Origin of the sequence: Aliidiomarina quisquiliarum, from assembly GCF_023922585.1 — a bacterium.
Classification (GTDB): domain Bacteria; phylum Pseudomonadota; class Gammaproteobacteria; order Enterobacterales; family Alteromonadaceae; genus Aliidiomarina; species Aliidiomarina quisquiliarum.
Map to the genome: position 1 here is coordinate 107,796 of NZ_JAMFTN010000023.1, position 24,923 is coordinate 132,718.

At 46.2% G+C, this 24,923-nt stretch carries 25 protein-coding genes and 2 tRNA genes; 9 read left to right on the top strand and 18 right to left on the bottom strand.

Annotated elements, in window-relative coordinates; genetic code table 11:
• The 7 genes from mltB (at position 1) to lipA (ending at position 5,912) form a co-directional block, all read left to right on the top strand.
• Positions 1-1,008: a lytic murein transglycosylase B gene (gene mltB, locus M1L23_RS10025; protein ID WP_252627230.1), complete on the top strand. Its 1,008-nt coding sequence runs from the start codon at positions 1-3 to the stop codon at positions 1,006-1,008.
• 2 nt (positions 1,009-1,010) lie between these two features.
• Positions 1,011-1,874: a septal ring lytic transglycosylase RlpA family protein gene (locus M1L23_RS10030; protein ID WP_252627231.1), complete on the top strand. Its 864-nt coding sequence runs from the start codon at positions 1,011-1,013 to the stop codon at positions 1,872-1,874.
• A gap of 82 nt (positions 1,875-1,956) precedes the next feature.
• Positions 1,957-3,120 carry a serine hydrolase gene (locus M1L23_RS10035; RefSeq protein WP_252627232.1) on the top strand — a complete coding sequence of 388 codons (1,164 nt, stop codon included), beginning with the start codon at positions 1,957-1,959 and terminating at the stop codon, positions 3,118-3,120.
• Positions 3,117-3,983 (top strand): D-amino acid aminotransferase, encoded by an 867-nt coding sequence (locus tag M1L23_RS10040; protein ID WP_252627233.1) that lies wholly within the window; start codon positions 3,117-3,119, stop codon positions 3,981-3,983. The genes M1L23_RS10035 and M1L23_RS10040 overlap by 4 nt, the downstream gene beginning before the upstream one ends.
• Positions 3,983-4,246 carry a DUF493 family protein YbeD gene (gene ybeD, locus M1L23_RS10045; protein WP_252627234.1) on the top strand — a complete coding sequence of 88 codons (264 nt, stop codon included), beginning with the start codon at positions 3,983-3,985 and terminating at the stop codon, positions 4,244-4,246. The genes M1L23_RS10040 and ybeD overlap by 1 nt, the downstream gene beginning before the upstream one ends.
• 54 nt (positions 4,247-4,300) lie before the next feature.
• Positions 4,301-4,963, top strand: coding sequence for a lipoyl(octanoyl) transferase LipB (gene lipB, locus M1L23_RS10050; RefSeq protein ID WP_252627235.1), 663 nt, complete (start codon positions 4,301-4,303; stop codon positions 4,961-4,963).
• Positions 4,947-5,912 carry a lipoyl synthase gene (lipA, locus tag M1L23_RS10055; RefSeq protein WP_252627236.1) on the top strand — a complete coding sequence of 322 codons (966 nt, stop codon included), beginning with the start codon at positions 4,947-4,949 and terminating at the stop codon, positions 5,910-5,912. The genes lipB and lipA overlap by 17 nt, the downstream gene beginning before the upstream one ends.
• Positions 5,913-5,985: 73 nt before the next feature.
• On the opposite strand, the gene M1L23_RS10060 is transcribed toward lipA, so the two are convergent.
• The 17 genes from M1L23_RS10060 to rlmE form a co-directional block, all read right to left on the bottom strand.
• The gene (locus tag M1L23_RS10060; RefSeq protein WP_252627237.1) at positions 5,986-7,260 is read right to left on the bottom strand and encodes a hypothetical protein; all 1,275 of its coding nucleotides are present in this window, start codon (positions 7,258-7,260) and stop codon (positions 5,986-5,988) included.
• Between the two features lie 6 nt (positions 7,261-7,266).
• Positions 7,267-8,178, bottom strand: a complete 912-nt coding sequence (nlpI, locus tag M1L23_RS15000; protein ID WP_252627238.1) for a lipoprotein NlpI — start codon at positions 8,176-8,178, stop codon at positions 7,267-7,269.
• Positions 8,179-8,349: 171 nt separating this feature from the next.
• Positions 8,350-10,452, bottom strand: coding sequence for a polyribonucleotide nucleotidyltransferase (gene pnp, locus M1L23_RS10070; RefSeq protein WP_252627239.1), 2,103 nt, complete (start codon positions 10,450-10,452; stop codon positions 8,350-8,352).
• 199 nt (positions 10,453-10,651) lie between these two features.
• A complete protein-coding gene (gene rpsO / locus M1L23_RS10075) occupies positions 10,652-10,921 on the bottom strand; it encodes a 30S ribosomal protein S15 (protein WP_252627240.1) in 270 nt (89 codons plus the stop codon).
• A gap of 111 nt (positions 10,922-11,032) precedes the next feature.
• Positions 11,033-11,896 carry a tRNA pseudouridine(55) synthase TruB gene (gene truB, locus M1L23_RS10080; protein WP_252627264.1) on the bottom strand — a complete coding sequence of 288 codons (864 nt, stop codon included), beginning with the start codon at positions 11,894-11,896 and terminating at the stop codon, positions 11,033-11,035.
• 39 nt (positions 11,897-11,935) lie between these two features.
• On the bottom strand, positions 11,936-12,325 hold the full coding sequence (gene rbfA / locus M1L23_RS10085) for a 30S ribosome-binding factor RbfA (protein ID WP_252627241.1): 390 nt from the start codon (positions 12,323-12,325) through the stop codon (positions 11,936-11,938).
• Positions 12,326-12,388: 63 nt separating this feature from the next.
• Entirely contained in the window at positions 12,389-15,061 is a 2,673-nt protein-coding gene (gene infB, locus M1L23_RS10090; protein WP_252627242.1) for a translation initiation factor IF-2, read from the bottom strand.
• A gap of 12 nt (positions 15,062-15,073) precedes the next feature.
• Positions 15,074-16,588 (bottom strand): transcription termination factor NusA, encoded by a 1,515-nt coding sequence (nusA, locus tag M1L23_RS10095; protein WP_252627243.1) that lies wholly within the window; start codon positions 16,586-16,588, stop codon positions 15,074-15,076.
• Between the two features lie 13 nt (positions 16,589-16,601).
• Entirely contained in the window at positions 16,602-17,060 is a 459-nt protein-coding gene (rimP, locus tag M1L23_RS10100) for a ribosome maturation factor RimP (RefSeq protein ID WP_252627265.1), read from the bottom strand.
• Positions 17,061-17,233: 173 nt separating this feature from the next.
• Positions 17,234-17,310: transfer RNA gene (locus tag M1L23_RS10105), tRNA-Met, on the bottom strand.
• A gap of 95 nt (positions 17,311-17,405) precedes the next feature.
• Positions 17,406-17,492: transfer RNA gene (locus M1L23_RS10110), tRNA-Leu, on the bottom strand.
• 25 nt (positions 17,493-17,517) lie between these two features.
• Positions 17,518-17,829, bottom strand: coding sequence for a preprotein translocase subunit SecG (gene secG / locus M1L23_RS10115; RefSeq protein ID WP_252627244.1), 312 nt, complete (start codon positions 17,827-17,829; stop codon positions 17,518-17,520).
• 3 nt (positions 17,830-17,832) lie between these two features.
• A complete protein-coding gene (tpiA, locus tag M1L23_RS10120; protein ID WP_252627245.1) occupies positions 17,833-18,567 on the bottom strand; it encodes a triose-phosphate isomerase in 735 nt (244 codons plus the stop codon).
• 103 nt (positions 18,568-18,670) lie between these two features.
• The gene (glmM, locus tag M1L23_RS10125) at positions 18,671-20,008 is read right to left on the bottom strand and encodes a phosphoglucosamine mutase (protein ID WP_252627246.1); all 1,338 of its coding nucleotides are present in this window, start codon (positions 20,006-20,008) and stop codon (positions 18,671-18,673) included.
• On the bottom strand, positions 20,001-20,825 hold the full coding sequence (gene folP / locus M1L23_RS10130) for a dihydropteroate synthase (protein ID WP_252627247.1): 825 nt from the start codon (positions 20,823-20,825) through the stop codon (positions 20,001-20,003). Before folP ends, glmM begins: the two co-directional genes overlap by 8 nt.
• A 90-nt stretch (positions 20,826-20,915) precedes the next feature.
• Positions 20,916-22,862, bottom strand: a complete 1,947-nt coding sequence (gene ftsH, locus M1L23_RS10135) for an ATP-dependent zinc metalloprotease FtsH (RefSeq protein ID WP_252627248.1) — start codon at positions 22,860-22,862, stop codon at positions 20,916-20,918.
• A 39-nt stretch (positions 22,863-22,901) separates the two neighbouring features.
• On the bottom strand, positions 22,902-23,531 hold the full coding sequence (rlmE, locus tag M1L23_RS10140) for a 23S rRNA (uridine(2552)-2'-O)-methyltransferase RlmE (protein WP_252627249.1): 630 nt from the start codon (positions 23,529-23,531) through the stop codon (positions 22,902-22,904).
• 105 nt (positions 23,532-23,636) lie between these two features.
• Between rlmE and yhbY the strand changes: the two genes are divergently transcribed.
• Complete coding sequence (gene yhbY, locus M1L23_RS10145) at positions 23,637-23,930, top strand: ribosome assembly RNA-binding protein YhbY (protein ID WP_252627250.1); 294 nt, start codon at positions 23,637-23,639, stop codon at positions 23,928-23,930.
• Positions 23,931-23,971: 41 nt separating this feature from the next.
• On the opposite strand, the gene M1L23_RS10150 is transcribed toward yhbY, so the two are convergent.
• Positions 23,972-24,487 (bottom strand): helix-turn-helix domain-containing protein, encoded by a 516-nt coding sequence (locus M1L23_RS10150; RefSeq protein WP_252627251.1) that lies wholly within the window; start codon positions 24,485-24,487, stop codon positions 23,972-23,974.
• A 66-nt stretch (positions 24,488-24,553) separates the two neighbouring features.
• Here M1L23_RS10150 and M1L23_RS10155 point away from each other — a divergent pair, with 66 nt between their 5' ends.
• A complete protein-coding gene (locus tag M1L23_RS10155; protein WP_252627252.1) occupies positions 24,554-24,835 on the top strand; it encodes a hypothetical protein in 282 nt (93 codons plus the stop codon).
• Positions 24,836-24,923 lie beyond the last annotated feature (88 nt).

Below are 24,923 nucleotides of genomic sequence, written 5' to 3' on the forward strand. Positions count from 1 at the left end.
ATGAAGCGCACGCTGGTTACCCTGTTGAGTTTATTATGCTTAGTTCAGCCTATACTGGCACCGAACACCTATGCTGCCGACACCCAGTTTAACTCGGCTCAACATAGGGCGTTTTTTCAACAGCTACAAAGCCAGCACAATATTAATAAAGCCGATGCAATAGCAATTTTGCAACATGCAAAGCTAAGCGACGACGTACTAACAGCAATATCTACACCTTGGGAAGCAAAACCGTGGTTTGAATATTACCCTATATTTTTAACTGAGCGGCGCCTAGAAGCCGGGTTAAAGTTTTGGCGTGAACACCAAACTACGCTAGAACGGGCCGAGCGAGAATATGGTGTTCCTGCACAGATTATTGTGGCTATTATTGGCGTTGAAACCTTTTACGGTGGATACTTGGGTCGACATAAAGTGCTCGACGCTTTGTACACCCTTGCCTTTCACTACCCACCACGGGAAACATTCTTTCGTAGCGAATTAGGCCATTTCCTTGCCTTGGTACATGAAGAGAAACTACCCGCCACTGAATTATTAGGCTCGTATGCTGGAGCTATGGGCTTTGGCCAATTTATTTCTTCTAGTTATCGCGCCTATGCTGTTGACTTTGACGGTGACGGCCAACGTGACTTACTTACCAATCCCGTCGACGCCATAGGTAGCGTGGCAAACTACTTTGCCAAACACCGCTGGCAAGCAGGCCAACCTATTGCAGCACCCGCTTGGGTAAGCCGTGACACCAATGTAGACAACTTCGTTTCTAACCGTGGACAGCAACTTACGCATACAGTTGGCGAGTTATTAGACGCCGGAATTCATTTCACCACCGAAGCAGAGCGAAACACCAAAGCGCGCTTGTTTAAATTCGACGAGCCGGCGGCCAACGCCTCTTATTGGGTGGCGCTGCCTAACTTTTATACTATTACCCGCTATAACCATAGCCCGCTTTATGCCATGGTGGTTTTTCAACTGTCTGAGCAGTTACGCCGTGGCGCACAAGGTTTCTAATAATGAAGAAGCTTCTGTGTTTAATAGCGCTTATTGGCCTTTTGAATGGTTGCAGCCAAACCCCTAGTAGCCGCTATAAAATGGCCCAAGACACTGCGCCGCAACGTTTACCTACAGCAGCAGAATTAGCTGATCCAATCCCGCGTAACGAGCCTTTTAGCCGCCAGGGAAACCGAGCGTACAGCCTATTTGGCAAGCAATATAACATTGTTGAAAACGTGCAAGGCTATTCTGAACAAGGCATAGCTTCGTGGTATGGACAAAAGTTCCATGGCCATTTAACTTCAAATGGCGAATATTTCGATATGTTTAATATGACCGCGGCACATAAGTCATTACCCTTACCTATTTATGTAAAAGTAACTAATTTAGACAATGGCCGCGAAGCTATTGTTCGAGTAAACGACCGCGGGCCCTTTCATCCAGGTCGTATTATCGACTTGTCGTACGCAGCAGCCTATAAACTTGGGGTAACCGCAACGGGTACTGCTAACGTGCGTATTGACGTAGTTACCCCGCCATTGAAAGATCTCGGACAAACTGTAACAACTACCCCGCAAGTTAGCGAAAGCGCCACGACCAAAGCTACAGCGCAACTTTTTGTTCAAGTGGCCGCCACCGCAAACCGCGACAATGCAGTTCAGTTAAGTAGCCGTTTACATGATATTTATGCTTTAACTGCAACCCTTGTTGAACGTGAAGGTCTACACCGTATATTAGTAGGCCCATTTACAGAGCTTGAAGCAGCACGTTGGTTAGACACCCTGCAAGAAAACGGCTACCAAGGCGTATTTCGGGTGCAAGAAGTAATACCTATTACGACCAACCGCCTAACCAGTGGTTCAGAAAGTACCGAAGTACACTAATTTTCTGCTATAATCGGCGGCAAAATAAGTGCATTTTTGAGCTTGTTAACACACATTAACTATGAAGAGAGTTCTCCGACAGATGAACAATATACGTCGAAAGTCTTTACTTAGTGTCAGCACCCTTGCGGTCGGCCTTTTTTCTTTTACCGCAGCTGCCATTGTTCCCCCTTCCCCTACCATTAATGCACGTAGTTATGTGCTGATGGACTACACAACGGGCCAAATTATTGCATCTAGTGGCGAGCACGACCAACACGGGCCAGCCAGCTTAACCAAAATTATGACCAATTTTATTATTGGTAAAGAGTTAGAGCGCGGCAGTATTAGCCTTGACGATGAAGTAACCGTAAGTGAACGGGCTTGGGCACGAAATTTCCCTGGCTCGTCGTTAATGTTTATTGAAGTTGGTAAGCAAGTGAAAGTAGCCGACTTGCAACGGGGTATTGTGGTGTCATCGGGTAACGACGCTTCTGTTGCCATGGCCGAGCACATTGCCGGTAGTGAAGACGCTTTTGCCGACTTAATGAATACTCACGCTCAACGTCTGGGTATGACCAATACCTTTTTTACCAACCCCCATGGTTTACCTGCGCCAGAACAAGTAACTACTTCGTATGATATGGCATTACTTACCCAAGCACTTATTCGTGAACTACCCGACGCTTATGCCCTGCACAGCGAGCGCGAATTTACCTACAACGACATTCGGCAATATAACCGCAACTCGTTACTTTGGGACCGCAGCTTAAACGTTGATGGCGTTAAAACCGGCCATACGGCAGAATCTGGTTACAGCTTAATTACCTCTGCTACCGATCAAGACACGCGCTTAATTACCGTGGTAATGGGTGCAGACAGCGAACGCTCGCGGGCTACTGAGTCGAAGAAACTATTGAATTATGGTTTTCGTTATTACGAAACGATTACCGCCTATGAAGCGGGTGAAAGCTTTGTTACCCAACGAATTTGGGGCGGCAGCCGCGACGACATTCAACTTGGCGTAAAAGACGCTGTGGTAGTGACTTTACCTCGTGATCAGCGCCAACATTTAGAAGCTAACTTCGTTCTCGATCGCCCCCTTGAAGCTCCGCTTGCCCAAGGCGAAGTTATAGGCACGGTTTATTTAACTCTGCAAGGCGAAGACATTGCCAGTTTCCCTTTGGTAAGCCTACATGCAGTCGAACGCGGTGGATTTATAAAACGCATTATAGACAGCCTTAAACAGAGATTTAGCGACGAATGAGCCATGTATTTATAAACGGCCAATGGTACCGACCTGAAGAGGCGGTTATATCAGTTTTTGATCGGGGCTTTCTGTTTGCCGATGGTGTTTACGAGGTAGTGCCTTTTTATGCGGGCCACGCCTTATTATTTAATGACCATCTAGACCGCTTAGACCGTTCATTAGGTGAAGTTGGCATTAGCAACCCTTACCCCCGTGATCAATGGCTAAGTATTTGCCAAACCTTAGCCGAGTCCTTAACCGACGCCAACGCGGTGGTTTACATTCAAGTAACCCGTGGCGCTGAATTTCCACGCCAACACTTACCAAGTACAGAAATTGAACCTACAGTTATGGCCACTGCCAGCCATTGGGCACCACCTACTGCCACGTCGGAGCCAGTACGGGTTGAGCTAATGGAAGATATTCGCTGGTTACGCTGTGACATTAAAAGTGTCAGCTTGCTGGGTAATATTATGCTAAAGCGTGAAGCAGATAAGCTTGGCGCCTTCGAGCCTATTTTACATCGGGCTGGTCGTATTACTGAAGGGGCTAGCTGCAATTACTTTATTGTTAAAAATAACGTGCTGTATACCCCCCCGGCAGATCAACTTATTTTAGCGGGTATTACTCGAGACTGGATTCTTACCTTAGCCGAAGAAGCCGCTATTGAAGTACAGGAAGACGCTTTCTCAATTCAAGAGTTAATGGACGCCGACGAATGTTTTTTGTCGAGCTCCACTCGTGAAATTCAGCCCGTTGGCTTTATTGGTGACCAGCCAATTAACAATGGTAAAACAGGGCCGATAACACAGCAGCTGGCTGAACTATTTCGTTCAAACCGACCCCATGTAACACATCAAATCGTAAAAGAGCACCGCTAATGGACACTAAATTCGACCAGTATCTCGAGTTTCCCTGTGACTTTACTTATAAAATAGTTGCTACGGCTCGGCCCACACTACCTGACGAAGTTGTGCAAGTAGTGCAGCAACACGCACCTGGCGATTATGCCCCAACCACACGTGCTTCAACAAAAGGTACCTATCACTCTGTAAGTATTTGTGTACGCGTTGAAAGCAAAGAGCATATCGAAACCCTTTATAAAAGTTTAGCCGCAATTGAAGGTGTACGACGCGTACTGTAATGCCCTTACAAACGGCCGGGTGTTGTTCTGTTATTGAAAGAGTATAATTAACCCATGGAAAAATTAATTATTCGCCAACTTGGCTGTGCTGACTATGTACCTGTGTGGGAAGCTATGCAGGCCTTTACCGATCAGCGCAGCGAACAAACTGCCGACGAGCTATGGGTGGTAGAACATCCGCCCGTATTTACCCAAGGCCAAGCGGGCAAAGCAGAGCATTTACTTGCGCCGGGCAATATTCCGGTGGTGCCTGTCGACCGCGGTGGCCAGGTTACTTACCATGGCCCCGGCCAATTGGTAGCTTATTTTTTGGTTAACATTCGGCGGAAAAAAATTGGTGTGCGTGGTTTAGTCAATGCGATTGAAAACACTGTTGTAGCAAGTTTAGCTGAATATGGTGTTGAATCGGCACCTCGGCCCGACGCCCCAGGGGTATACATTGGCGAACAAAAAGTATGCTCATTAGGTTTACGCATACGCCGTGGGTGTTCATTCCACGGTTTAGCCTTAAACGTAAATATGGATTTAAGCCCATTTCTGCGTATTAACCCTTGTGGTTACGCGGGCATGGTTATGACGCAAACAGCTGATCACAACGGTCCTAAAACCGTTGCAGAGGCTGCTTCATTAATTACCAAACACTTCGCCGCTAACATGCACTATGCAGAAGTGGCAACAGCAACGGGATTAGCAAACAATTATGTCCAAGCCAGTTAGAATAGAACCAGGAGTAAAGCTCCGCGACGCAGACAAAATGGCACTTATTCCTATACAAGTGGTACCTACTGAGCGGGCAGACATGTTACGTAAGCCCGAATGGCTGAAGGTACGCTTACCAGCCAATACCGAGCGCATTGATCATATTAAGAAAGCTATGCGTAAACACGGTTTACATTCTGTATGTGAAGAAGCCTCTTGCCCCAATTTACCCGAGTGTTTTAACCATGGCACCGCTACTTTTATGATTCTTGGCGCCATTTGTACCCGCCGTTGCCCCTTCTGCAATGTGGCTCATGGGCGGCCGTTACCCGTTGATCCTAATGAAGCCATTAAGCTAGGCGAAACCATTGCCGATATGGGCGTAAATTATGTGGTGGTTACTTCCGTTGACCGGGATGATTTACGCGACGGTGGAGCACAGCACTTTGCCGACTGTATTCGTGAAATTCGCGCCCGTACACCAGACATTAAAGTAGAAGTATTAGTACCCGACTTCCGTGGCCGCATGGACGTTGCACTAGATATTCTTGAAGCGGAAGCGCCTGATGTATTTAACCACAACCTGGAAACTGCGCCGCGTTTATACCGTGCTGCCCGCCCTGGTGCCAGTTACCAATGGTCACTCGACTTACTTAAAAAGTACAAAGAGCGCCGCCCCGACGTACGCACAAAGTCGGGTTTAATGGTTGGCTTAGGGGAAACGAACGAAGAAATATTAGAGGTCATGGCCGATTTACGCCGCCATAACGTCGATATGCTCACTATTGGCCAGTACTTACAACCTAGCCGCCACCACTTAGCAGTGAAACGCTATGTTACCCCCGAAGAATTCGCCATGTTTAAGCGCGAAGCCGACAAAATGGGCTTTACTCAAGCCGCTTCAGGCCCTTTAGTGCGTTCTTCTTACCACGCCGACCTACAGGCTGCTGGGGTAGAAGTGAAGTAATTGGTATAATATTTGAATAACATAACGGCTCCTAAGGGAGCCGTTATGTTTATATAAACCTTAAGCTAAGCCTTTAGCGGTTGGCCATTTCTTCTGCCATCCACTGTAAATACAAGTCGGGCACATAGCTTACCTCGTGCTGCTCCATAAAGGTCACTGCCTGTACCGGCTTCCACGCCTGTAGTCGAGTAGCTTGGCAAGTGGCGGTGGTATATAACCCTATTTTACCGGGTTCGCTCGAGCCCAGGCGGAAATAGGTTCCTGCTCCAATCGCAACTGGTAAGGCTATCGCCGTAGTAAGTTGCTCACGCCAGGGTAACCTTTCGCGCAGTTGCTCCACTGCGGTAACACTTAGTATACGGGGCTCGGCTAAAACTATGTTGCGGGCCTTAAAATTGTAATCTCCCGAGCAAAAGCGCTGAGCTAGCTCATGTGCCATTGGGTACTCATCGGCCAACCCTAGCGCATGACCTAATTCATGTAGCAATACTTGCCAACTAGCGTGTTCATTAAGATAAACCTTGCCATTACGTGTGTTGGCGCTACCTTGCTCTGTTACAATAATGGTAATCGCTTGCCCGCTCGGCAGCCTACTAGTGCTACAAAATGCTCTGCCAGACTCTGCCTCACAATGACTGTCCGGCAATAAAGCCTGTTGGCTAGCACACAAGCGATAGCCCCGCCCCAACAAAAACTCATCAAGCGCATTTAACCAGCGCAAAACAGAACGAATAGCTTGCCTACGCTGAGTGCTAAAGGCCAAATTAAAATCACACTGAGTGGGTATTCTGCGCAGCACATCGTCGCCGGCTAGCAACGGTTGCCAATAACTGTGGTTTGTACTTTTTGCTGTGTAAGCTAAGGCCCGCCAATGGGGTAAAGTCGGCAACGAGTTATGCTGGAATAAAAGCAACTGAGCCAATAAATGCCTACTTTGACTATTTAGTTTTTGCCAAGGCCAGCTGGCAAGTAATTGTAATTCACTTGCTGTTAATGCCCTACCCTCTTGGTGCCATAAAAACACCTGAGCATTCATACTACCTTGCTGGGCAGCTTTGCTATACCACTGTCGCTCGTTTTGCGGGTACCACTGTAGTAGCTGGCTTAAAGCGTTTTCATTGCCATTGTCTAAAGCCCGTTGTGCCCACAATAAAGCTGCAGAATCTTGTTTGCGGTGCTTATAGGCTTGTGCCAACAGCAGCATAGCATCATTGTAACCTTGCTTGGCTGCGTGCTGAATAACAAACAACGAACTGCCTGTATGCGCCCTAGGCGTGCTCGCGGCCAGCAGCACTAACACTAAGCAGCAAATAGCAATAAGGCCTAGGGTTGGCCTTAGTGTTGCCACTAACGCTTATTCCCCAGCTGACGGAGCGCGTAAACGGAAGAGTTCGGTACGAGCCGCTCGGTACTCAATAAAAGGGTAAACATTAGTCATAATGGTTAACTTAAAGTAATTCAGGGCTGTTTCGGTGTCGCCTGCCATGGCCGCTTTTTTGCCAAGATAAAAATAGGCTTCACACAGCCGTGCAACTAGCTCTTCGTGGCTTTCAATATTATTAAATGCTCTGGCAACTAAGGTAGGCTCGTCTACGGCTCCCGCTAAAAAGCGCACAATAGTACCGCCCCAGCTGTCGGCCGGAACAGCTTGCAATTGCTGCTGTAATTGCTCTTCGGCACGACCACTATCCACTTCATAAGCGGCAAAATAATACCAAGCAATACGGTATGGATCGGAGGGATCTTGAAAGTAATAGTCGGCAAAGTCGTTCACGGCCAATTCATATTGGTCGTCGTAATACGATGTTAAGCCCCGATTTAAATAAACATAATCATGGTCTGGTTGCAGCTCAATAACGCTATCAAAGGCTTCATAGGCACTTACGTAATTACCATGCTGCATGTAGTACACACCCAAATAATGCCAAGCTTCTGCCATGGCAGGAGCAATTTCGAGCGCCTGGTTCATATCTAGCATAGCCAAAGCCGGCAAGCCAAGGCCGTCGAACACAATACCCCGCCGATAATACACCAACGCACGTTGTTCTTGGCTTAGTTCACTGTTACTTAGTAACTGTGTTAGTTGCGCTGCTTCTGCTTGTCGCGCTTGCGAGGCCTGTACCGGCTCAACTAAAGCAAGTTCAGCCCGCGGGCCACGAGCAGGCTGGCTACTTGTGTCTGTGGTGGCGCTGGTGGTTTGCTTAGGCGATACCGCACAACCGGTGGCAATAAATAGCGATAATAAAATGGCAAATACTCTATACACAAAGCGCTCCGCAGAATAATTGTTAAGTTTCATTACAGCACAGCAAGAAACAAATTGCAGCACCTGAACAGCGTTGCCATGGTTAATTTTGTGCATACTTATAAAATACGTATCATTCAAATAAAGAAAAACCGCCCGAAGGCGGTTTGAACATACTTTGGAACAACTGGTTTATTCAGTCGTTTCTTCTACTTTTGGAGCAGCTTCTTTCATGCTTAGGCGCACACGGCCTTGGCGGTCAATTTCCAGCACTTTTACATTCACTGTTTGACCAACTTCCAAGTAGTCGCTAACATTTTCAACGCGCTCTTCAGCAATTTGAGAAATATGCACTAAGCCGTCTTTGCCTGGCAAAATAGTTACGAAAGCACCGAAGTCTACGATACGAGCTACTTTACCTTCATAAATACGGCCCACTTCAACGTCGGCAGTAATTGCTTCAATTTTCGCTACTGCTGCTTGTGCGTCTGCTTCGTCGGTGGCGGCAATTTTAATAGTACCGTCATCGCTTATTTCAATATTCGTGTTGGTCGACTCGGTTAATTCACGAATAACTGCGCCACCTTTACCAATTACATCACGAATTTTTTCAGGGTTTATCTTCATAATATGGAAACGAGGGGCAAAGGCAGACACGTCGGCACGGGCGTCGCCTAAAGCTTCGTCCATTACCGTAAGAATATGCAAACGGGCGGCCTTAGCTTGTGCTAATGCTTGCTGCATAATGTCTTTGGTAATACCTTCAATTTTAATGTCCATTTGTAGTGCAGTAATACCTTCAGTAGTACCTGCAACTTTAAAGTCCATGTCGCCCAAGTGGTCTTCGTCGCCAAGAATGTCTGAAAGCACCACATGCTTGTCGCCTTCTTTCACTAAGCCCATAGCAATACCAGCTACAGACGCTTTAATCGGGACACCTGCGTCCATTAGCGCTAAGGAGGTACCACATACCGACGCCATTGAGCTAGAACCGTTCGATTCAGTTACTTCAGCAACAATACGTACGGTGTACGGGAATTCTTCAGCAGTAGGCATAACTGCAAGTACACCGCGCTTGGCTAAACGGCCATGGCCAATTTCGCGACGCTTAGGTGAACCAACAAAGCCGGTTTCGCCTACACAGTAGGGAGGGAAGTTATAATGCAACATGAAGCGGTCTTGGCGGGCGCCTAGTATTTCGTCGATGTTTTGCGCATCGCGCTCAGTACCTAGGGTTGCAACAACAATTGCCTGGGTTTCACCACGGGTGAAAATTGCCGAGCCGTGAGTACGTGGTAGTACGCCAGTACCTACGTGCAAACCACGAACCATGTCTGGCTCACGGCCGTCGATGCGGGGTTCGCCAGCAATTATGCGGCTACGCACAACGTCAGACTCAATAGCATGGAAAATATCGCCTGCTTCTTTTTCATTTAAAGCTTCGTCTTCTGCTTTTAAAGCTTCCATCATGTCGGCACGAACTACTGCTAGCGCATCACGACGTTCTGCTTTATCGGACAGTGAATACGCAGCACCAATTTTTTCTGCGGCAAAGGCACGAATTTTTTCAATTAACGCTTCGTTTTTAGCGGCTGGCTGCCAGTCCCATTTTGGTGTATTCACTTCAGCAGCAAATTCGTTCACAGCATTAATTACGTTTTGTAATTGCTCATGACCATACATTACAGCGCCTAACATAACGTCTTCGCTAAGAATACTTGCTTCTGACTCAACCATTAATACTGCCGACGCAGTACCTGCTACAACAAGGTCAAGGTTAGACTCAAGCAATTCTGTTTGCGTTGGGTTTAACACATATTCATTGTTTAAAACACCAACACGGGCGGCACCAATAGGACCATTAAACGGTAAACCAGAAATAGCTAGGGCAGCAGAAGTACCAATAAGAGCAACAATGTCTGGGGCAACTTCTGGGTTTACCGACATAACAGTGGCAATGATTTGAACTTCGTTAAAAAAACCTTCAGGGAAAAGCGGACGTATTGGACGGTCGATTAAACGACTGGTTAAGGTTTCGCCTTCGCTTGGACGGCCTTCACGCTTAAAGAAACCACCTGGTATTTTACCCGCGGCATAGGTACGCTCTTGGTAATTTACGGTTAACGGGAAAAAATCTTGGTCTGATTTTGCGTCTTTTTTACCAACCACCGTGACGAGTACCGCGGTATCGTCCATTGTAACCATAACCGCACCGCTTGCTTGGCGCGCTATAGCACCAGTTTCAAGAGTTACAGTGTGCTGGCCATATTGAAATTGTTTTATAATAGGATTCACGTTTACTTTTCCTTCACTTACTTACATTTAAGGCCCAACCCGGGCTCGCTGACTCACACAATAATTGTGCATTTACTACATCTATCTTTACTATTTCCGTTCCACACCCAGTATACCGAAGAATGCGAAACAACAGAAACTTTGAACAACAACTTAAAAGCAAAAAGGGGCCAGCTGGCCCCTTTCTTTGAAACTGGTCTTAGCGACGCAGCCCCAAACGCTTGATCAATTCTAAATAGCGATTTTGATCTTTTCTTTTTAAATAGTCGAGCAACTTACGACGCTGGCTAACCATGCGCAATAAACCACGACGTGAATGGTGGTCGTGCACGTGCTCTTTAAAGTGATCTTGTAGCTCACCAATTTGAGCTGTTAACAAAGCAACTTGTACTTCAGGTGAACCAGTGTCGCCTTCTGTGCGAGCGTTGTCTTTAACGATTTGAGCTTTTTGTTCCGCAGTTAGTGACATATCTTTCTCCAGATTAAATGAACTCCAGCCAATCACTAATTCAGCCAGAGTGAAACAAGCGCGAATTATACGTGCGCGCCGCAGTAATTTCAAGCATTGTTAGGGGGTAATTTAGTTACGCACCACCACGCGCCGAGGCCAGTGGTCACCACCTTCACGCCGTTCTGCAACCCCCCAAAATACGCCGTCTTCAGCATAAATGCGTACTACGTCGTCTGCCGTTGGTCGAGTAAAGGGGTTGCCATGTATAAACCGGCGTAATTCAAGTTCGCTTAATACACAAACGGGCAGTTCTATTGCAGGCATGTCCATTGGTAGAAGCAAATGGTCGGGTGGCCCCTGCTCTGCCGCCTTTTCTAGTGCTGCTAGGGTTATCATTTTTTCATACGGGTAATTTGCTACACCCGTACGCCGTAGTTGCTGCACATGAGCACCACAACCAAGCAGCTGGCCTAAGTCGTCAACTATGGTGCGAATATAAGTGCCTTTACTACAGGCAACATTTAATGTTGCCGTATCGCCGTTAAATTCTACTAGTTCAAGAGCATAAACATTTATATTGCGAGCTTGGCGGGGAACAGTTTTGCCGGCTCTAGCGTACTCATACAAAGGTTTGCCTTGATATTTTAATGCCGAAAACATCGACGGCACCTGCTGGGTTACGCCCCGAAAAGCCGGTAGTGCTGCAACTAATTCTTGCTCCGTAAGGTTCACCGAATGGCGCTCTACAACTTCACCATCGGCGTCGCTAGTGTCGGTACGCTCACCGAACTTAGCCACTACCTGGTAAGCTTTGTCAGCCTCTAGCAAAAGCTGAGAAAACTTGGTTGCTTCACCAATACATACGGGCAGCATTCCCGTAGCTAAAGGGTCGAGCGCACCCGTATGCCCCGCACTTTGCGCATTAAAAATACGCCGAACAATTTGCACCACACGGTTAGACGTTATGCCTGTGGGCTTGTCAATTAGAATCATGCCATCAATAGCACGAGCAGATTTTCTACGCCGAGCCACTTAGTCGTCCTGTTGTTCTGAGTTTCTTTTTTTCCGCTCGTCGTCGTTTAATGCTTCTTTTACCAAACCAGCCATGCGCATACCTTCACTGGTTGAAGTATCATGCACAAACTTAACGTTTGGGGTAACACGCGAAGAAATGCGCTTACCTAACAACGAACGAATATAACCTGCTGCATCGTTTAGGACGGCTAAAGCAACTTTAACGCTTTCTGCATCGTCTGCTAGGAAGGTAATAAACACTTTCGCATAAGACAAATCGCGCGACACCTCCACATCAGACACCGTTGGCATCACTACCCGTGGGTCTTTAATTTCACGCTGTAATATTACCGCTATTTCACGCTGTAGTTGCTGTGAAAATCGGTCAACTCGTTTGTAATCAGCCATGGGATACTCCTAAAATAAAAAACCGACCGATGGAATACATCGGTCGGTTCATAGCGATGTTACTTATAAAGTACGCTCAACCTGAATGGTTTCGAATACTTCAATTTGGTCACCCACTTTCACATCGTTATAGTTTTTCACGCCGATACCACATTCCATACCGTGGCGAACTTCCTGCACGTCGTCTTTGAAACGGCGTAACGACTCTAGTTCACCTTCGTAAATGACGATATTATCACGTAATACACGAATGGGCGCTGAACGTTTAACGATACCTTCAGTAACCATACAGCCAGCAATAGCACCAATGCGTGGTGACTTAAATACATCACGAACTTCAGCTAAGCCAATAATAACTTGCTTAAATTCTGGCGACAACATACCCGTCATTGCTTGGGTAATTTCTTCAATCAAGTCATAAATAACACTGTAGTAGCGTAATTCTATATTCTCGTTTTCAGATAAGCGTCGCGCAGTTGCATCGGCACGCACGTTAAAGCCAATCACAATGGCGTTGGAAGCGCCTGCTAAAGAAATATCAGTTTCAGTAATACCACCTACACCGCTACCAACTATGTTCACTTTAACTTCGTCCGTAGACAACACAGCAAGAGATTCCGTAATGGCTTCAAGTGAACCTTGAACGTCTGATTTAAGTACAATGTTCAATTCAGCAACATCGCCTTCTTCCATGTCACTAAACATGTTTTCTAGCTTCGACTTTTGCTGACGGGCTAATTTCACATCACGGTATTTACCTTGACGATAATTAGACACTTCACGGGCTTTACGCTCGTCTTTCACCACGGTAACTTCGTCACCAGCGTCTGGTACACCCGACAAACCTAATATTTCAACTGGCGTCGAAGGTCCTGCAGTTTCGACATCACGGCCTAACTCATCGCGCATGGCACGAATACGACCATATTCAAGGCCACATAAGACAATGTCACCGCGGCGTAAGGTACCACTTTGTACTAACACAGAAGCAACTGGGCCACGGCCTTTGTCTAAACGTGACTCTATTACCACGCCCTGCGCTAAGCCTTCAACGTCGGCACGCAAGTCGAGCATTTCAGATTGCAACAATACCGCTTCTAGCAGGGCATCAATGTTGTCACCGGTTTTCGCAGAAACGTGAACAAATTGAACTTCACCGCCCCACTCTTCAGACAACACGTCGTGTTGTGACAACTCAGATTTAATTCGATCTGGATCTGCCGTTGGCTTATCCATTTTGTTTACAGCCACAATTAAAGGTACGTTGGCGGCTTTCGCGTGCTGTACAGCTTCAATCGTTTGCGGCATAACACCGTCGTCTGCAGCTACAACAAGAATAACTACGTCAGTGGCACTAGCTCCACGAGCTCGCATGGAAGTAAATGCGGCGTGCCCTGGGGTGTCAAGGAAAGTAATCATGCCATGGCCCGTGTCCACGTGGTAGGCACCAATATGCTGGGTAATACCACCCGCTTCACCGGCTGCTATTTTGGTTTTACGTATATAGTCAAGTAGCGACGTTTTACCATGGTCTACGTGACCCATGACCGTAACAACAGGTGCTCGTGGCATTAACTCACCCACATCACCGCGGTCACTTAATACCAGCTCTTCAAGGGCATTATCATGAACAACCACTGGCGTATGGCCAAACTCTTCAACCACAAGTGAAGCTGTTTCTTGATCAAGCACTTGGTTAATGGTTACCATTTCACCCATTTTCATCATCGACTTGATAACCTCAGCAGCTTTCACTGACATGCGGTTAGCAAGTTCTGCAACAGTAATTGTTTCCGTTAAACGAACTTCACGAACAACAGGTGCGGCGGGCTTATTAAAGCCATGCTGTAAAGACTGGGGTGCTTTCATTTTGCCACCCTTGCGGCGACGCTCACGCCGTGGCTGACCTTCGTCTTCCTTAGTTCTTCTTTGCTTCGTTTTCTTGCGGCGAGTGCGGCCTTCTTCTTCTGAATCTTGCTGCTGTTCAGCTAACTTAGCCGTTTCCGAGGTAGTTACAAACACTTCTTCTTCTTCGGCTTTTTTGCGACGGGCTTCTTCTTCGGCCCAGCGCACTTGGTTTTCTTCAGCTAAACGACGCGCTTCTTCAGCAAGTTTTTCTGCTTCTTCTTTAGCTTTTTTGGTTAATTCTTTTTCTTGCAATTTACGTAAGCGTTCTTCTTCCGCACGCGCAGCTTCAAAAGCCGCTTGCTCTTCTGGACTTCTCGCCGTTGCTGCAGCTGCGGCAGCGGCCTTGGCTTTAGCAGCTTCTTGGGCCTTACGCTTTTCTTCACGCGCTTTTTGCGCGGCGGCTTCTTTAAGCTCGGCTTCAGCTTGAGCTTTCGCACGCGCTTCTGCTTCAGCCTTCGCCTGCTCAGCAGCAGCTTGTTCTGCGGCTAAGCGTTCTTCTTCAAGGCGTTGCTCATCTTCAGCGGTGGTACGCTTCACATAGGTGCGTTTTTTACGCACTTCAACTTGAACTTCTTTAGTACGACCAGGCCCAGTACCTACATTTAAGGTACTACGGCTTTTCCGGGTAAGCGTCATGCGCTCAGGAGTCGCTACAGTGGTTTCACTACCGTGTTGCTTGTGCAAATGCTTTAGCAAAGTTTCTTTCTCTTCTTCAGTTACAGAGTCGCCAGCTTTTTTTCTAATACCAGCTTCACTTAATTGCTCCAGCAAGCGATCAACGGGGGTACCGATTTCACTGGCGAGTTTTTCTAGGTTTACTTCTGCCATCTAATTCCCACCTCACTTGTTATCTTCATCTTCGCTGAACCAGCAAATGTTGCGCGCTTTCATTATCAGCTCGCCCGCCATTTCTGGAGTCAACGACTCAATCTCTGACAATTCGTCAATACCTTGTTCTGCCAAATCTTCTAAGGTACGAACACCTTGGGCTGCTAAGGCAAAGGCTAATTCGCGGTCAAGACCTTCCAAGCCTAATAAGGTTTCGTCTGGCCCTTTACCTTCTAACAGCTCTTCAGCTGCTAGTGCCTTTGTGGTTAAGAAGTCGCGTGCGCGTGCACGTAGTTCTTCAACTATGTCTTCATCTAGGCCTTCAACAGATAAAAGTTCCGCTACCGGCACATAAGCTATTTCTTCTAGTGAAGAAAAACCTTCGTCTATCAATAAAGCTGCAAAGTCGTCGTCAATATCTAAACCTTCAGTAAATAGTTTAGTAATACGATCCGACTCTTGTTCGTTACGCTCGTTGAAAGCACCAATTGTCATTACGTTCAACTCCCAGCCTGTTAGCTGGCTGGCTAAGCGCACGTTTTGACCATTACGACCAATGGCCTGAGCCAAGTTACCTTCTTCTACGGCTACATCCATAGTGTGTGTTTCTTCGTCCATAACAATAGAAACAACTTCTGCAGGGGCCATAGCATTAATAACGAACTGTGCTGGGTTATCGTCCCATAACACTATGTCGACGCGCTCGCCGCCGAGCTCGCTAGAAACAGCTTGTACACGTGCTCCACGCATACCTACGCAAGCACCTACAGGATCAATACGGCGATCATTCGACTTCACTGCTATTTTAGCACGTGAGCCTGGATCACGGGCCGCACACTTCACCTCAATCATTTCCTCACCTATTTCTGGTACCTCGATACGGAACAGTTCAATGAGAAAGTCTGGGTGTGTACGGCTTACAAATAATTGGGCACCACGAGCTTCTGGGCGCACGTCGTATAGCAACCCGCGTACGCGGTCGCCTGGCCGTACGTTTTCACGGGGTAACATTTCGTCGCGGAAAATAACCGCTTCTGCGTTACCACCTAAATCAAGAATAACATTTTCACGGGAGGTTTTTTTAACGATACCGTTAATTAGCGTACCAACTTGATCTTGGTAATGTTCAACCACTTGTTCACGTTCGGCTTCACGAACTTTTTGGAATATTACCTGCTTCGCCGTTTGCGTAGTAATACGGTCAAATTCTATCGACTCAATTTGGTCTTCAATATAGTCGCCCGGTTGAATTTCAGGGTCGTCAACTTGCGCCGCTGACAAGGAAATTTCCGCATATGGGTTTTCTAAACCGGCTCCGGCTTCAGGGTCGGCAACCACTTGCCAACGACGAAATGTTTCAAACCCACCCGTTTGACGATCTATAGCAACACGAACGTCAATGTCACCATCGTGCTTTTTACGCGTAGCTGTAGAAATAGCGATTTCAAGCGCTTCAAAAATTTTCTCCCGCGGCACTCCCTTTTCGTGGGAGACAGCTTCTGCAACTAGCAAAATTTCTTTATTCATGCCTTTGCCTCGTTTATTCAAAACTTGGTACTAAATTAGCTTTTTTAATTTGAGAAAAAGCTACAGGAAATGGGTTGTCATCCACTAGGAACGTTAAAGTGTCATCTTTAACTGTAGTCAATTCGCCCGTAAATTTGCGTCTGTTTGCTACTGGAACTTGAAGCTGAACCGAAATTTTATTACCCACTAAAGCTTCATAATGAGCGATTTTAAACAGTGGGCGATCGGCACCTGGCGAGGACACTTCCAAATTATATTCTGAACTTATTGGATCTTCTACATCTAGTACTGCGCCAACTTGTCGGCTAACAATTGCGCAATCGTCAACTAAAATACCGTTTTCATGATCAATATAAACACGTAAAGTGGAACTACGGCCTGCCCGTACGTACTCAACACCTAGCAGCTCAAAGCCTGCAGCTGCAACAGCCGGCTCGATCATATTTGTTAAACGTTCTACCAACGTTGCCAAGGCAACCTCCAAAAACAAAAAAAGGGCTTTAAAGCCCAGTTCTAAGGTCATACAAAAAGAGTCGTAGTACAAATAGCAAAAAGCCCCGTTCGCTGTCGGGGCTCTAACATAACTATTTAGCCTTTCGACTCGAGCTTACGAAGCGTATCTTCTGCTTGCTAATAAACTCGAACTGGTTGCGGGGGCAGGATTTGAACCTACGACCTTCGGGTTATGAGCCCGACGAGCTACCAGACTGCTCCACCCCGCGTCCGAATATGCTTAATTATACTTAGAACTACTTTTTTTGCAACCAAATATTGGTAAATAAAGCGTTCATTTCTATCAATATAACAAAGACTTAATTGGTGCCGAAGGCGAGATTTGAACTCGCACGCCCGTAAGAGCACCACCCCCTCAAGGTGGCGTGTCTACCAATTCCACCACTTCGGCAATTTATTCTAAAACTCGTGTTTGGCTAGTTGCTTTCTAACGGCACAACAGGCGTTTGTTCTGTTGTTGGTAGCTCAAAGTTAAGCTCGCCTTTAGCATTGCCAGCCTGATTTGCTGCCATATTTCCTAAAATTAAACTCATTAAGAAAAAGCTTACCGCTAGTATAGCTGTCAGTCGGGTTAAGAAATTACCTGAGCCTGTCGCACCAAATACAGTATTAGATGCTCCCGAACCAAACGACGCGCCCATCTCGGCGCCTTTGCCTTTTTGTAGTAGTATCAAAGCAATTAAAGCTATGGCCACTACTAAATAAATAACTAATGATGTTTCATACATAACTTAAATTTCCTGTGCTGCCGTGCAGATGGCTTTAAACTGTTCCACATCTAAACTTGCACCACCTATAAGGCCGCCGTCTATGTCTTGTTGTTGGAACAACTCAGCCGCATTTTCTGGTTTTACACTACCCCCATAAAGGAGCGGTATTTTTGCGGCTACACCTTTATCTTGTTGTGCAACCCAGTTACGGATAAGCGCATGTATTTCTTGCGCTTGTGCCGGACTGGCAGTTTCCCCGGTACCTATCGCCCAAACGGGTTCATAGGCAATAACTAATCGGGTTAAATCTGCTTGCAACAAACCTTGTTCTAGCTGCTGCAATATAATTTTGGCGGTAAAACCAGCGCTACGTTGCTCTGCTGTTTCACCTACACATAAAACCGGTACTAAATTCGCCTGTTGGGCTGCAGCAATTTTATTTGCTACAACTTCATCTGTTTCACCAAACATAGCCCGGCGCTCAGAGTGCCCCACAAGAACATAGCGCGCTCCAACTTCATGCAACATCGCGGCAGACAGCTCGCCGGTATAAGCACCTTCTTGATAAGCACTACAACTTTGGGCTCCTAGCACTAAGCTTGGGTGCGCTTGAGCGGCTGCTAAATACACCGCAGGGGGGCAAACAACAACTTGAACATTATTCGCTGTCAGCGAGTCCCATTGGTTGGCAAATTCTGCAATTAGCTCTGTGCCACCGTTGAGTTTCCAATTTGCGATAACCATATTCTGGCGCACAATGGCCTCCTCACCTGTTCCCTAAGCGGCGCAGATAGTATCGAACATCTTGCTTTGATACAAGCTCCTGCGCCAAGTTTTTAATAAAATGTGTGTTAACTGCTTAATCTACACTCACAGCTTCTACTTCTTGCGCTATTTGCTGCGCAAAAGCCCGTACACTTGAAGCGTCGCGCCCTTCTACCATTACTCGAATAAGGGGTTCAGTACCCGACTTACGTAATAGCACTCGGCCTTTGTTTTTTAGCGCCTTTTCAACTTCTACTACCGCCGACTGAACATTATCTGCATTTAACGGATCTGTACCTGGCTGATAACGCACATTAATGAGTACTTGTGGGTATTTTTCCATGCCTTTTAGCAAACCACGCGGGCTACTTTCACTACGAATCATGGCGGTTAAAAACTGTAGGGCGGCCAGAATACCATCACCGGTGGTGTGGTAACGTAAATTAATAATATGCCCCGAGCCTTCACCACCTAACAACCAACGACGCTTATTCAAAGCTTCCATTACATGACGGTCGCCAACTTTCGTGCGAATGAATGGCACGCCTAATTCTTCTAAAGCCACTTCAAGGCCCATATTGCTCATTAGGGTTCCTACCACACCACCTTCCAATTGGCCGTCGGTAAGTAGCTGCCGAGCTAAGGCAAACACTATTTCGTCGCCATCAATTAAAACACCGTTTTCATCAATAATCATCAGTCGGTCGCCATCACCATCAAAGGCGAGCCCAATATCTGCTTTATGTTCTACAACGGCAGCAGCCAAAGCTCTTGTGTCGGTCGCACCACAATTTTTATTAATATTTAACCCGTCAGGCTTGGTTGCCACTTCAATTACTTCGGCGCCTAATTCGCGAAACACACTGGGCGCAATTTGATAGGTAGCACCATTGGCGCAGTCGACAACAATTTTGAAGCCTTGCAAAGAAAGCTCGGTTGGAAATATGCTTTTACAAAATTCAATATAGCGCCCTGAAGCGTCATAAATTCGAGACGCACGCCCCAGCTTCTCGGAAGCTACACAGTCCATGGGCTGGTCGAGCATATCTTCAATTGCCCCTTCAATTTCATCTGAAAGCTTAAAGCCCACATCAGAAAAGAACTTAATGCCATTGTCGTAATAGGGATTATGCGAGGCACTAATAACAATACCTGCGGCGGCACGAAAGGTACTGGTAATATAGGCAATACCTGGTGTTGGCATGGGGCCTAAAAACTCTACGTTGACACCGGCTGCAGCAAACCCTGCTTCTAAAGCCGATTCCAACATATAGCCAGAAATTCGGGTGTCTTTACCTATTAATACTTTTGTATTGCCCTGAGCAGCAAAAACTTTACCTGCCGCCCAACCTAACTTAAGTACAAAATCTGGAGTAATAGGCGACTCGCCTACATGGCCACGTATGCCATCTGTTCCAAAGTATTTACCCATCTAATTCACTCTCTCCTGTTAATGTTGCAGTTACAATTTTAACTGCATCCTTGGTTTCAGCCACATCATGTACCCGTAAAAATTGTACACCTTTCATAGCCGCAATTGTTGCTGCTGCAACACTTGCAGCAAGCCGTGCAGAAACTTCGCGACCAGTTACTTGCCCTAACATCGATTTACGCGACATTCCAACTAAAAGAGGCAACTTCATTTCATGAAATAATTCTAAACGCCGTAAAAGTTCGTAATTGTGCCTTAATGTCTTACCAAAACCAAAGCCTGGATCAAGAATAAGTTGATGACGCTTAATTCCTACTGCTTCACATTGTTGAATTCGCTTTACAAAAAAATGTTTAATGTCATTTACCACATCGTTGTAGTTTGGTTCTAGTTGCATTGTTCTAGGCTGCCCTTGCATGTGCATTAAGCAAATTTTCACATTACATTTAGCCGCAGCGGCAAGGGCGCCAGGAGCTTGTAAGGCACGTACGTCATTAATCATTTTCGCACCGGCCGCAACTGCAGCGGTCATAACTTCGGCTTTACTGGTATCTATTGAAAGAGCGACAGGAAATTCATTGGTTAGTTTTTCTATGACAGGAATAACCCGATCTAATTCTTCTTGCAGCGACACTTCAGGGGCGTTAGGTCGAGTCGATTCGCCTCCTATATCAAGCCAGTCGGCACCGTCACAGATCATTTTTTGGGCCTGTAAGCACGCCTGCTCAAGGTTATTAAACTTGCCACCATCTGAAAATGAATCAGGCGTTACATTTAGAATGCCCATAACAGCAAGAGGGTGTTTAGAAAGCGCCATCAGCGGTTTCTCCAAAAATATTTTAGCGCTTTAAGAGCATTAGTAGAGCTTTGAGAAAAATGCCCCGATAAACGGGGCATTTATAGTTACTTAACTTGCAGGTGATTCGCCAGGCTTATCGACTTTAAGCGTGTCACTTACTTTTTTATCGTCCGTTGACACTTTGCTACCTGAATTACCCGCAGTTGGACCATTGTTTTTATCATTCCAACTGGCCGGCTCGCGCACTTCACGACGCTCCATTAAGTCGTCAATTTGTGCTGCGTCAATGGTTTCGTACTTCATTAACGCATCTTTCATGGTATGCAAAATATCAGTATTTTCTTCTAAAATGGTTTTCGCACGTAAATAGTTACGGTCTATTAATTCACGTATTTCAATGTCTATCATTTTCATGGTGTCGTCAGACATTTGTTTGTTCTGCGCTACCGAGCGGCCTAAAAACACTTGGTCGTCGTCTTCGGCATACAGTAACGGGCCCATTTTTTCAGACAAGCCCCATTGGGTTACCATTTTACGGGCAATTTCCGTAGCACGTTCAATATCGTTCGAAGCACCAGTGGTTACATAATCGTCACCATAAATAAGCTGTTCTGCAATGCGGCCACCATACAAACTCGACAGCATGCTTTCTAGGTGGCGTTTACTATGGCTCACCCGGTCTTGCTCGGGTAAGTACATAGTAACTCCAAGTGCACGACCACGAGGAATAATAGACACTTTATAAACAGGGTCATGGTCTGGCACAATACGGCCAACAATGGCGTGGCCGGCTTCATGGTAAGCCGTCATTTCTTTCTCTTCTTCCGACATAACCATTGATTTGCGCTCAGCACCCATCAATATTTTGTCTTTAGCCATTTCAAATTGCGCCATCGACACCATGCGGTGCCCTTCACGGGCAGCAAATAATGCAGCTTCGTTTACTAGGTTGGCTAAGTCGGCACCTGAAAAACCTGGTGTTCCGCGTGCTATAAAAGCAGGCTCAACGTCATCGGCTAAAGGTACTTTACGCATATGTACTTTAAGTATTTGTTCACGTCCACGTACGTCTGGTAGGCCTACTGTTACCTGACGGTCGAAACGCCCCGGGCGTAATAATGCCGGGTCAAGTACGTCTGGGCGGTTAGTGGCAGCAATAACGATAATACCTTCATTGCCTTCAAAACCGTCCATTTCAACTAGCATTTGGTTTAATGTTTGTTCGCGTTCGTCGTGCCCACCACCAAGGCCTGCGCCCCGCTGGCGGCCCACCGCGTCAATTTCATCAATGAAAATAATACAAGGTGCCGCTTTTTTAGCCTGAGCGAACATATCACGCACACGAGATGCACCCACACCCACAAACATTTCAACAAAGTCTGAACCTGAAATAGCAAAGAAAGGTACTTTTGCTTCTCCAGCTACTGCGCGAGCTAGTAAAGTTTTACCTGTTCCAGGCGGACCAACCATAAGTACGCCTTTTGGTATTTGACCACCTAAACGCTGATACTTCGAAGGATCACGTAAAAAGTCGACTAATTCAGCCACTTCTTCTTTTGCTTCTTCACAACCCGCCACATCGGCTAGTGTTGTTTTTATTTGGTCTTCACCCATTAATCGGGCTTTGCTTTTACCAAATGACATGGCCCCTTTACCACCGCCACCTTGCATTTGGCGCATGAAGAAAATCCATACGGCAATAAGCAGCAACATCGGGAACCAGGAAATGAAAATGCTAGCTAATAAGCTGCGTTTTTCAGGCTCAACAAAGTCAACCCGTACATTACCCTGGGTTAACAGGTCGTTAAGCAAATCTGGATCTTGATTTGGCATAACCGTACGTATTTTTTCACCGCTACGCTTAGTAGCAATAATTGCCTTTTCTGCTTCGTTAATGCTCACCTCGCGGATATCACCACGGTTCACATCACTCACAAATTCCGAATATGCGTACGATCGAGTATCGGTTCCGCCCGGATTAATTCCCTGAAATACACTCAATAGCACAACTGCTATGACCAACCAGAGAATGAGATTCTTAGCCATGTCGCTCAACGCGTTTACCTCTCACTACTTAAATATCGGTTTAGGGTACTATAATTTGTAGCCCGTCGCTACCAGATACACCTCGCGAGATCTCGCTCTCGATGAATCTGGTTTTCTTACTTTTACTGTTTTAAATGCACTACGGACATCTTTCAGAAACTCATCAAACCCTTCGCCTTGAAAAACTTTGACGACAAAAGAGCCATTTGGTTTCAATACTTCACGGCACATGTCGAGTGCTAGTTCGACTAAATACATAGAACGCGGTATATCTACCGACTCATTGCCGCTCATATTTGGTGCCATGTCTGACAGCACCACGTCTACATTTGGCCCACCAATACGGTTTAATAAGGCTTGTAACACTTCTTCTTCTCGAAAGTCGCCCTGTAAAAACTCAACTCCAGCAATTGAATCCATTTCTAGAATGTCACATGCTATAACTTCGCCTTCACCATTTTGTAACGTAGCAACATATTGCGACCAACTACCAGGTGCGGCGCCAAGGTCAACTACCACTTGTTTGGGTTTGAGAATACGGTCACGCTTTTGTATTTCTTCCAACTTGAATACTGCACGCGAACGCAACCCTTGTTTATGCGCTTTATGCACATAAGGATCAGAAAAGTATTCTTTTAACCAGCGGCGACTACTCGCCGTACGTTTTTTTTGTCCCATTTCACTCCACTCGCCGAATCTGACTAGCTCGCTTAACTAGATGGGGGTAGAATACAGGAAATTCAATGGCGACGGCAGTAGCCAATCAACGCAATCGGAAAAAGTATGGAATTAAGTAATAAACAAAAGCAGTTTTTAAAAGCCGCAGCACACCCTTTAAAACCAGTTGTGCTATTAGGTGGCAACGGGTTAACTGAGGGCGTTCTGGCAGAAATTGAACTAGCGCTTGAACATCACGAACTTATTAAAATAAAAGTTCCAGAAGAAGATCGCGACATTCGCAACGCAGTTCAGGTGACCATTGCCGAACACACCAAAGCAGTATTAGTACAGTCTATTGGCAAAGTTGCAGTATTTTACCGGCCGGCCACCGAGCCTAAAATTCGCTTACCTCGTTAGTTATTATCGTATAGCTACTTAGTAACAATTCGAAATCACGCTCAGTCTCTTTCAAACTGTGGCTCGAGCGTTTTTAAATGATTGATCACCGCGTCTTCAAATTGTCGGTTATCGAACATTTTGCCTTCGTCCACCAGCCAAAGATCGACTAAAAATTTAATGTAAAGCTCTTCTTCCGCTAGGTTAGCTCGCGCCAATAGCTTTTTAGCTTCTAACGTGGCCCGAATAACCTCTGCTTGCCATTCAGTACCGCTATAGGCTCGCGCTTGTTCTGCAAGTACTAGTTGGTCTGGTACTTCTAAGCGCTGCTGCGGGGCAAAAAAAGCATCTAAAGAAATGCCCTTGGCTAATAAGGTGCGTACTATTATGCCATAAGGCACACTCCCATTTCGGTACCAATTGGTATATGTCGATTCACCAATACCCATCCACAGCATTATAGCGGTGGTTCTTTTATCATTCGCCAGTAACGACAATCGCTCCATGACCAAGTCTAAATCAATCTCAGTTGACTTGATTTCATCATGTAGTTGTGTTCTATTCTTGTTTATCTTCATTTGAATATATTTCCCCTTCAAATGACTTCCTTTTGAACTAAAGTTGAACTCATATTAAGTGATAAAATGGATAGAGATCAAATAAGAATGGAACTGGGAAAGCTTGGTTACGATTTTAGTATGCTGGCGGAAGCAATTGACAAAAGCCCGTCACTTATTTCGAAGGTTGCTTCGCGTCAAGCTAAGTCACGCTTTGTTGCCGAAGCAATGGTGAAAATACTTAACCGTACTATGGCCGAAGTATTTCCCGATGTACCTGAATATCAGCTTGCACGCCCTACAACTGAAACTGAACGCTCTGCTCGTGTAGTCGAACTTCGGGAGCTACTCGAAACACCGAAGCGTTAGCAACGTTAAACGGCGCTGCAATAAAAAACCCCCCAGTAATTGGAATCTCCAACAACTGGGGGTTATTTTAGTTTGTATCGTGTTTATT

Excerpts from the sequence above, each read along its gene's own strand:
- mltB (WP_252627230.1), top strand. The coding sequence starts at position 1 with ATGAAGCGCACGCTGGTTACCCTGTTGAGTTTATTATGCTTAGTTCAG.
- M1L23_RS10030 (WP_252627231.1), top strand. The coding sequence starts at position 1,011 with ATGAAGAAGCTTCTGTGTTTAATAGCGCTTATTGGCCTTTTGAATGGT.
- M1L23_RS10035 (WP_252627232.1), top strand. The coding sequence starts at position 1,957 with ATGAACAATATACGTCGAAAGTCTTTACTTAGTGTCAGCACCCTTGCG.
- M1L23_RS10040 (WP_252627233.1), top strand. The coding sequence starts at position 3,117 with ATGAGCCATGTATTTATAAACGGCCAATGGTACCGACCTGAAGAGGCG.
- ybeD (WP_252627234.1), top strand. The coding sequence starts at position 3,983 with ATGGACACTAAATTCGACCAGTATCTCGAGTTTCCCTGTGACTTTACT.
- lipB (WP_252627235.1), top strand. The coding sequence starts at position 4,301 with ATGGAAAAATTAATTATTCGCCAACTTGGCTGTGCTGACTATGTACCT.
- lipA (WP_252627236.1), top strand. The coding sequence starts at position 4,947 with ATGTCCAAGCCAGTTAGAATAGAACCAGGAGTAAAGCTCCGCGACGCA.
- rpsO (WP_252627240.1), bottom strand. The coding sequence starts at position 10,921 with ATGTCACTAACTGCGGAACAAAAAGCTCAAATCGTTAAAGACAACGCT.
- truB (WP_252627264.1), bottom strand. The coding sequence starts at position 11,896 with ATGATTCTAATTGACAAGCCCACAGGCATAACGTCTAACCGTGTGGTG.
- rbfA (WP_252627241.1), bottom strand. The coding sequence starts at position 12,325 with ATGGCTGATTACAAACGAGTTGACCGATTTTCACAGCAACTACAGCGT.
- infB (WP_252627242.1), bottom strand. The coding sequence starts at position 15,061 with ATGGCAGAAGTAAACCTAGAAAAACTCGCCAGTGAAATCGGTACCCCC.
- nusA (WP_252627243.1), bottom strand. The coding sequence starts at position 16,588 with ATGAATAAAGAAATTTTGCTAGTTGCAGAAGCTGTCTCCCACGAAAAG.
- secG (WP_252627244.1), bottom strand. The coding sequence starts at position 17,829 with ATGTATGAAACATCATTAGTTATTTATTTAGTAGTGGCCATAGCTTTA.
- glmM (WP_252627246.1), bottom strand. The coding sequence starts at position 20,008 with ATGGGTAAATACTTTGGAACAGATGGCATACGTGGCCATGTAGGCGAG.
- folP (WP_252627247.1), bottom strand. The coding sequence starts at position 20,825 with ATGGCGCTTTCTAAACACCCTCTTGCTGTTATGGGCATTCTAAATGTA.
- rlmE (WP_252627249.1), bottom strand. The coding sequence starts at position 23,531 with ATGGGACAAAAAAAACGTACGGCGAGTAGTCGCCGCTGGTTAAAAGAA.
- yhbY (WP_252627250.1), top strand. The coding sequence starts at position 23,637 with ATGGAATTAAGTAATAAACAAAAGCAGTTTTTAAAAGCCGCAGCACAC.
- M1L23_RS10150 (WP_252627251.1), bottom strand. The coding sequence starts at position 24,487 with ATGAAGATAAACAAGAATAGAACACAACTACATGATGAAATCAAGTCA.
- M1L23_RS10155 (WP_252627252.1), top strand. The coding sequence starts at position 24,554 with ATGGATAGAGATCAAATAAGAATGGAACTGGGAAAGCTTGGTTACGAT.